At 68.7% G+C, this 7,770-nt stretch carries 10 protein-coding genes; 3 read left to right on the top strand and 7 right to left on the bottom strand.

Annotated features, from left to right (window positions below):
- The first annotated feature begins 127 nt into the window (after positions 1-127).
- Positions 128-532: a type II toxin-antitoxin system VapC family toxin gene (gene vapC / locus CJZ98_RS16820; RefSeq protein ID WP_094592274.1), complete on the top strand. Its 405-nt coding sequence runs from the start codon at positions 128-130 to the stop codon at positions 530-532.
- A gap of 29 nt (positions 533-561) precedes the next feature.
- On the opposite strand, the gene CJZ98_RS16815 is transcribed toward vapC, so the two are convergent.
- From CJZ98_RS16815 to CJZ98_RS16790, 6 genes are all read right to left on the bottom strand, one after another.
- A complete protein-coding gene (locus CJZ98_RS16815; RefSeq protein ID WP_094592273.1) occupies positions 562-2,175 on the bottom strand; it encodes an HIRAN domain-containing protein in 1,614 nt (537 codons plus the stop codon).
- 131 nt (positions 2,176-2,306) lie between these two features.
- Positions 2,307-2,792 carry a hypothetical protein gene (locus CJZ98_RS16810; RefSeq protein ID WP_094592272.1) on the bottom strand — a complete coding sequence of 162 codons (486 nt, stop codon included), beginning with the start codon at positions 2,790-2,792 and terminating at the stop codon, positions 2,307-2,309.
- A 121-nt stretch (positions 2,793-2,913) separates the two neighbouring features.
- Positions 2,914-3,252 carry a hypothetical protein gene (locus CJZ98_RS16805; RefSeq protein WP_094592271.1) on the bottom strand — a complete coding sequence of 113 codons (339 nt, stop codon included), beginning with the start codon at positions 3,250-3,252 and terminating at the stop codon, positions 2,914-2,916.
- Between the two features lie 8 nt (positions 3,253-3,260).
- Entirely contained in the window at positions 3,261-4,454 is a 1,194-nt protein-coding gene (locus tag CJZ98_RS16800; RefSeq protein ID WP_157911062.1) for a ThiF family adenylyltransferase, read from the bottom strand.
- On the bottom strand, positions 4,447-5,316 hold the full coding sequence (locus CJZ98_RS16795) for a Mov34/MPN/PAD-1 family protein (protein ID WP_094592269.1): 870 nt from the start codon (positions 5,314-5,316) through the stop codon (positions 4,447-4,449). Before CJZ98_RS16795 ends, CJZ98_RS16800 begins: the two co-directional genes overlap by 8 nt.
- Before the next feature lie 4 nt (positions 5,317-5,320).
- Complete coding sequence (locus tag CJZ98_RS16790; protein ID WP_094592268.1) at positions 5,321-5,959, bottom strand: hypothetical protein; 639 nt, start codon at positions 5,957-5,959, stop codon at positions 5,321-5,323.
- 170 nt (positions 5,960-6,129) lie between these two features.
- Here CJZ98_RS16790 and CJZ98_RS16785 point away from each other — a divergent pair, with 170 nt between their 5' ends.
- Both CJZ98_RS16785 and CJZ98_RS16780 read left to right on the top strand, forming a co-directional pair.
- Complete coding sequence (locus CJZ98_RS16785; RefSeq protein ID WP_094592267.1) at positions 6,130-6,996, top strand: M20/M25/M40 family metallo-hydrolase; 867 nt, start codon at positions 6,130-6,132, stop codon at positions 6,994-6,996.
- Positions 6,997-7,097: 101 nt separating this feature from the next.
- Positions 7,098-7,265 (top strand): hypothetical protein, encoded by a 168-nt coding sequence (locus CJZ98_RS16780; RefSeq protein WP_157911061.1) that lies wholly within the window; start codon positions 7,098-7,100, stop codon positions 7,263-7,265.
- Between the two features lie 47 nt (positions 7,266-7,312).
- Here CJZ98_RS16780 and CJZ98_RS16775 read toward each other — a convergent pair whose 3' ends face one another.
- Positions 7,313-7,744 (bottom strand): RES family NAD+ phosphorylase, encoded by a 432-nt coding sequence (locus tag CJZ98_RS16775; RefSeq protein WP_094592265.1) that lies wholly within the window; start codon positions 7,742-7,744, stop codon positions 7,313-7,315.
- Between the last annotated feature and the right edge of the window lie 26 nt (positions 7,745-7,770).

Genomic DNA, 7,770 nt, shown 5'->3' with positions numbered 1-7,770 from the left:
AGGCCCTGCAGCAGCGGCGTCGGGCCCGGATCGCCCAGCGCTTCCTCAGCGGCGAGTGGGGGGTGGAGCTGGAGGCCTTCGAGGGCGACCAGGAGCGTGATCGCCTGCGGGATCAGGCCATCGCCCCATGACGCTGCTGCTTGACACCAGCCTCTGGATCGATTTCACCCGGACCCGCAGCCCCGCGTCCCTGAAGCAGGCCATCGCGCCCTATGTGCTCGATCCCGAGGCCCATCTGGCCGAGCCGGTGCGCTTTGAGCTGTTGCGTTCAGCCCGGCCGGAGGAGGTCCGCCTGCTGGAGGCCCAGTTCGCCACCCTGCCCTGCCTGGCCACCCCGGGGGATCTCTGGGAGCGGGCGGCCGCTCTGGGGCAGGCCTGCCGCCAGGCCGGTCGCACCGTCTACAGCCTGGATCTGCTGATCGCCGCCGTAGCCCTGCACCACAACGCCGTGCTGGTGAGCTTCGATGCCGACTTCGAAGCCATCGCCGCCGTGAGTGAGCTGCGCTTCAGGCGGCTGCAGCGTCCAGCCTGAGTGCAGGCGCAGGCCGGCCCAGCCTGGCCTCAATGCCCCGGCACCGGCAGGTGCTTGCCGCAGTGGCCGATCACCACCTGGCCGGCCTCCGGATCCCAGTGGAAGTGCAGACGCAGGGTGTGGTTGATCGAATCCTTCACGCCGATCTTGAGGTGCTGCCACATCGGCAGCTCCTGGCCCTTGTAGAGAAAGGTGCGGGCTCGCCGGGCCGTGGGGTTGTTTTCGATCGTGCTCGACTCCCGGCTGGCAAAGGTGCTGGCGCCGAACACCTGGATCCCAGCCACATCCGGCTGGCCCGCGAGCCTGGCCTCGCGGTAGCGGGTCCCGAGCCGCCAGAGCAGCTCGAACAGCTGCTCTCCCTTCTCGAAGCCGGCCGCGTCATCGGCCGACTTCCAGGCCGACTCCAGCACCACGAAGCTGTCCGGGCAGATCTTCGTCGCCAGGTCGAGAATCTGACGGGGCTTGAGGTCCGCCGTCGTGGTCCGCAGGGCCGACAGCAGCCGTTCGCTGGTCTCGGCGTCCGGCGCGCCGGCGCGATCCGGAGCTCCGCCCGCCGGGCCGTAGCCGGCGCCGCTGCCCGGGAAGCTCCCCATGCTCTCGCTGAGCTCATGGAAGTAGCGGAGATCCTCCTCTTGCGCGGCCAGGGTGGTTTCCAGCTCCTGACGGTCGAGCGCCAGCCGAGCGTTTTCGTTCAGCGCCAGCTCCAGTTCCTGGCGGGCGATCGAGAGCTCCAGCTTCAGGCCCCTGGCCTTCTCCTTCGCCTTGGCCTTCTGGTCCTTGGTCTTGCCCTTGCGCTCCTGCAGCTGCTTCTGGCTCGCCTCCAGCTCGCGCCGCAGCCGGGCCTCATCAGCCCGGATCACCTGCAGGCGCTGACTGATCTCCTCCTGCTTCTCCTCCAGCTCCTCAAGGCGCTGCTGCCGTTCCCGCCGCCGCGTGGTCTCGCTGGGCACGCCGAACTGGCTGCGGATCAGCTGCTCCACCGGCGCCTCATCCGCCGGCGCCCGCCCGCTCGCATCGGTGAGGCTGAGGTACCAGGGGTAATGGCGGCCGTCCTGGGTGGGGTAGTAGCTGTAGCCGCACTTGCTCACGTCGTAGCTGACGCGCAGCAGCTCCTGCAGTTCGCGAAAGGCGGTCTCGGTGGCGTTGATCACCAGCCGCATCTTGTCGGGCCCGCTGGTGCGATCAAAGTCCCACGCGAAGTCGCCGGTCACCCCCAGGTCCTTGAGGCGGCGGCTGGGCTTCTCGATCGGAATCGAGATCTGCAGCCGGAAGGCATCCCGCAGCGCGGTGGTGGCCAGGCCGCTCACCACCGCCTCCAGGCCGGTGGCGGCCTCCGGCACCTCTGCGGCCACCAGGGCCGCCATCCCCTTGGGCAGGTAGCCGATCTCCTGATCCTTCCAGAACACCTTCACGGCATTCGGATCCCATTCGTTCGTCGGCTCATGCCGCAGCGTCAGCGGATCGCCGATGGCGATGCCGAGCGCCATCTTCTCGGCGGCATCGGCGAGGCGATAGGCCAGGAAGGTCTGCAGGATCTCACCGCTGCTTTCCTGCTGGCGGCGCTGGCGCGCGACCCGGCGTTCGGCGGAGCCCGCAGCCTCCAAGTCCTGCAGGCTGCGGAACAGGGTGCCCTTGGGGGCCATGGGTGCGGCGTTTCTGGTCCGACGCTAGGCAGGTCTGCCAGGAGCGGAATCCTGATCGCCCATCTCCTGGAAGGCAGCTAAGGGTCCCGTGCGCTTCGCGGTCGCTGCCGTATAGAGGCAGCGACCATGCATCACTCCAGATCGACGGAGTCGAGCAGCATCCGGCTGCGCATCAGCCGGTCGGCATCGACGGCCCAGGCCGCGATCTGGCTGTGCTTGGCGTCGACGTCATCCTTCATCTCATCCACCACCTCGTCGTGGAAGGTCTCCAGGTGCCGCAGGATCGCCAGGGCGATCTGCTGGTCCTCGTAGGCGGTGGTGTCGAGCTTTTCGATCAGCTCGATCACCTGCTTCACCTTGGGGCTCTGCTGCCGTTCGGGCTTCTCGGGTCGTTCGGGCTTGTTCTCCTGCATGGCGATCAGTTCCTGGGGGCTGTTGGGGATGGAGCTCGCGGCACTGGCGGCCGACTCGGCCTGGGCCATCTCGGCCTCGAACATTTCGGGATGCAGGCCCTCGTTGGGATCGACGGGCTTGCCGGCGCGGTAGCGGTAGCGGCCGCTGCGGTTCTGGGGCTCACCGGCGGAGGGGTTCTGGGGCTGGTCGGCGGGGGAACTCATCGGGACTGCGGCGGCGATGTGCTAAGGATCGCGCCGGTGGACGGGGAAGGCAGCCTGTCCAGTGCGATCAACCAGGACCCATTGCGGTGCAGTGGGTTTGCGTTCCGTGATCCGGACCCCCTCAGCGCAGCCAGTTGCTCACGCCGTGCAGCGCCCAGAGCACCAGCGCGATCAGGATCCACTTGTGGAACAGCAACAGAACCCAGCCCACCCCCGCCAGTGCGGCCAGCAGCAGCACCAGGCCGATCAGCGCAGCGATGGCTTCCCAGGGGCTGGTGGAGTCCGCCGGCGCCGCCGCCCGCGGCGGCGGCCGCGCATCGGGGCCGGTGGTGATGCGCGGCCGGCCCGGAGGCCGCATCGGCGGCTGGCTGGGGACCACGCGCCTGCGCCTGGAGCGGCGGCCGGGGCTGGGGCCTGAGGGTTCGGGGCGGATGAATTCACCCTTGTCGTTGAACGGCATCGCTCGCCTCACCCCCGCCAGCGGCAGGGCGGACAGGAGGCGCCATGGGCCACCTGGATCGAGGTGGTGACCTGCAGCGGGTGGGAGAAAATCTCGGCGCGTTCTCCGCCCAGCCGCGGGTCGTTGCTGTTGCACACCAGGGTGTACTGGCTCAGCTGCCCCAGCAGCCGTGGCACATGGGCGGGGTTGGCTCGGTTGAGCAGATCGATCGCCAGCTTGAGGCCGATCTGCGTCACGTAGGCGATATCGATCGCGATCCCGGGCTGAACATCGAGCTTCTGCAGATCCGCCTCGGAGCTGTAGAACCGCCGCGCCGGCTCGTTCCTGCTGCCGAGGGCGTCCGGGAGGCCTTCAAAGGCACAGCCGTAACAGGGCATGGGCGTATCGGGGTGGCTGTAGAAGATCTCCCCGGCAAAGGCCCGCTCCCACAGCCCGATCGCCAGGAATGGCAGCTCCAGCGCCGCCGCCAGCCGGGCGGCGTGGCGATCGGCGCGGCGGCTGTCGGCGCAGGCCAGCATCAGCGTCGGTGTCCGCTCCCCCTCGCTGGTGCGGGCGTCCGCAAAGGCTGCCACCACTGCCGGATCGACTCGCTCCAGGCTGGTGCTGTGCACCTTCACGACGGCGCGGGGGTTGATCTGGCGGATGCGATCCGCCACGGCCCGCACCTTGGCGCGGCCCACATCGGCCAGGCCGCACTGGTGGCGGCAGAGGTTCTCGATCGCCAGCAGGTCGGGATCGATCAGCAGGAACCGGCCCACGCCGCTGCGGGCGAGATCCAGGGCCGCCAGGCTGCCCACCGATCCGCAGCCGCACACGATCACGCCGCACTGCCCCATCGCGGCGCTTTCCAGCAGGCCCTGGTGACGGGAGAACAGATCGGCCTCAAGGTCGTAGGGCTCGCCGTGGCAAGGGTGCCCCTGCCAGCGGAACTGCAGCGCGCCGTTGCCCTCGCCCCGTCGCGCCACCAGGCCTCCATCGGCACTGCCTGCGCCACCGCCGCTGGCGAGCTCGGCAGCAGCGGGCTCCAGCCAGCCGAGCCGCTGCGCCCCGGGCTGGAGTCGGCCCTGCTCCTCTCCTCCCACCACCACCAGCTGACGGGTCTCGGGATGGGCATAGCCATAGAGGGCGCTGCCATCGGCCAGCGCGGCCAGATCGCAGGGAAACCAGACGGTGTGGGGAGTGGTGTTGTTCCGCTCAGCCATGGCAGCCACCCCGCAGCCAGCGGCGGAATCGCGCCACATCCCACGGCCAGGAGTGATCGCCGCCATGGCGCCGCAGGCGAACCTCACCGTGCGGCTCCTGCAGCAGGGTGAGGCGGTGCAGGCCGGCGCCACCCCGCTCCACCAGGGCCAGCACGAGCGTGGGGCCGCAGACCTGCAGGCCGTAGGCAAAGCGGCGCTGACCATCCAGTACCTCCAGCAGGGGGGCCACCAGCGCAGCCAGGGCTGGGGCCAGGGGGCCGGCCTGCGGCGGCTGGGGGCCGCTGGGGAGCAGGCGCTCCAGGGCCTGCCGCTGGCGGCGGTCCTCCAGCTGCCCGGGATCGAGGCAGCTGGCGTGGCGCAGCTCCATCAGCTCGGCGGGGATGCCGCCATCACCGATCTGGTGGGGCAGGCGCCGGTAGTGCAGGTCCTGCGGCACGTGATAGGCGGTGATCCGGAAGTGCGGATCGAGATTCACCAGGCAGGAGATCGCCCCTTCGGGCGACTGGCAGGCGTAGCGGTGATTGGTGATGTCGTCGTCGAGGGAGAACTGATCGAAGCTGCCCGGGTGGCGATGCCAGAGGCCGATCAGCCGCAGCGGTCGCTGGTAGTGGCCGGCCACCTTGCGGGCCAGATGGTTCACATAGGCGGTGTCGTATTCGAAGGTCACGCGCGAGAAGCGCGCGGCGGGGCCGGGATCGATGGCCTCGATCACGTGCCACACACCTGAGCAGCTGTGACCGAGCAGGATGCCGCCGGTCTCGTTGGGGTGTTGGGCAGCGGTCTCGGCCACGATCGCGGCGTGGGCGCGATCGGAGAAGCACACCCGCTTTGCCGCCTGCTGGGGGCTCCAGGGGAAACGCATCGGCTCAGATCCGGTGACCGGCGAAGTCGCGGCTGCTCAGCTCGCCCAGCATCCACAGCTCAAAGGCCGCGATCCACTTGGCGGCCCAGGCCAGGCTGCTGGCGGCGGTGCTCGAGTGGTTACGGTTGCTGCGGAAGGCCCCGGCCTCCACCGTGCAGATGCTCAGCTCACCGCTGCCCTGATGGCGCAGGGTATGGGGAATGGGCTCTCCGAGCTCGGCCTCGATCGACGCCAGGTCCGGTTCGATCGGGTAGACGTTGATCGATCCGCCATAGCTGTCGTTGTGGGGATGGTCGTGGTCGTAGACCACCTGCAGATGCCAGAGGCGGTGGCTGCCCGGCACACCGCTGGCGAGGGATCCGAGCCAGGACATGCGGCCATCGGGCAGCCGGTCGCGGCGGAATTGCGGGAAGAAGTGCTGCATCGCCTCCACTTCGCCCTGGAGCAGTTCGGGATCGCGTTCGTACCAGTAGAGGGAGCGGGCGGCGAGCTTGCCTTCGGGCACAGTGATTGCGACCTCGTTGCCGTCGTGCTCATCGGCGCTGCGGATCGCCCCCTGCTGGGTGACCATCACCTCCTCGCCGCGCAGCAGCTGGGCGGCGAGCTGTTTGCGGCGTTCGGCGGCGGCGTCCTGGAAGGGCATGGGTCGTATCGCGTGGGATCTGCATGCTCACGGCGGTACCGGCAGCAGATGCGGCATTTCGTGCGAATCACCAGGCCCATGGGCCCGTTGTTCGCGCAATCGCGGCGGCGTCAATGAGGCCAACCCCGCAGCCTGGGGAGATCCCGTGATCAGCAGTCCAACCAAGCCCGATGCCATTCCCATCCCCCACCCCTGGGCCCTCCCACCACCAGGATCTGCAGCGGCGGTTGCGCTCCCAGCTGGAGCCGCTGGCGCGGCCGCGCCATGCCCGCTGGGATCCCCTCGGCCTGCTGGCGGTGCGCGAGCTACTGGTGGAGCAGCTCAGTCCACTGGGTGCCGTGGAGCGCCACCGCTTCAATGAGGGCGCCGGCGAAGGCACCAACCTGATTCTGCGCCTGCCAGGTCAGAAGCCGGAACTGGCGCCGCTGCTGGTAGCCGCCCACTACGACGGCCCGCTCGGTTCCCCCGGCGCCGACGACAACGCCACGGGGCTGGTGGCGTTGCTGGAGCTGGCCCGCCGCTGGTCACAGGCCCCGCCGCGCCGTCCGTTGTGGATCGTCGCCTTTGACCAGGAGGAGTGGGGCATGCTCGGCAGTCGGGCCCTGGCCCGGGAGCTCAAGGCCAGCGGCCAGCCGCTGCAGCTGATGCTCAGCCTGGAGATGCTCGGCTACACCGCCGAAACCCAGAGTTATCCGCTGCCTGGGATGCAGGCGATCTACGGCGATCGCGGTGATTTCATCGCCCTGGTGGGCAACACCGGCGTGGCGCCCCTGCTGCCGGCCCTGGCCCGCTTGATGGGCGCCCATGTGAAGACCAAGGTGCTTCCGGTGCCCTTCCATGGGCGCCTGCTGCCGGATGTGCGCCTGAGCGACCACAGCCCCTTCTGGGATGCGGGCTACAACGCCGTGATGGTCACCGACACCTCGTTTCTGCGCAATCCCCACTACCACCAGCCCACCGACACGGTGGAGACGCTGGACCTGCCGTTCCTGGCGGGAGTGGTTGAGGGGCTGGATGCAGCGTTGCGGGGTCTGTAAGGGTGCATCTGAGTCCAGAAGAGCCACGTAGTGTCAAGTCGATGCCGCCCATCTCTCCGCGTTCTGTTGACCAGGCGTTCCAGCAGCGGCGTCAGGCATTGTTGCGGTCGCTCCACGAGCCCCACCCCGACAGCACGGCCACTGCCGCCGTGGGCATTCAGGCCTGGGCAGAGTCGCTGCCGGCCGGCGATGACGACCTGCTCGACCCCGACGCTGGCGTGACAGTGCGCTGGAGGACTGTCCAGGGCTGGCAGGAAACAGAGTTATGAACTTGCCCAGGTGTCAGACGACAGACGCGGCCAGGATCAACGCGTGGTCAACGGCCACCTGCAGCAGGTGGCCACGCATCCCACGGATCGCCCAGGGGATGATCCTCCAGGCACTGGATGGCAGGCTCGGCGCGCTCATAGAGCGCGATCGCTGGTTCACTGTTGTGGGCGTTGCTGTAGAGAATCCCATCAACCGGCAGGGTCTCGTAGAAATAGCGAGACCAGGCCTGGCTGAGTTTCCGGTCAGCGGTGGCAGCCAGGGCCGCCACACTTCCGGCAAGCATGGCGCCATTGCCCTGCAGGTCCAGCAGCGTCAGCGCACGCGTGGTGTTCAGGAAGGCCAGACGGCTGCCCTGCGACTCGATCACACCGGTATCGCCAAAGCACTCCACAACACAACACGAGAGACTCTGGGCGCAGTAGAGAATGGATCGAGGCTCTCCCTGCTGGTGGTGGTCAAAGCGGGAGAATGGACCCATGCAGCGAAACCCACAGGCCGTAGATC

It is taken from the genome of Vulcanococcus limneticus LL, assembly GCF_002252705.1.
Taxonomy (GTDB): Bacteria; Cyanobacteriota; Cyanobacteriia; order PCC-6307; family Cyanobiaceae; genus Vulcanococcus; species Vulcanococcus limneticus.
This window is presented reverse-complemented; position numbering and strand designations above follow the sequence as displayed.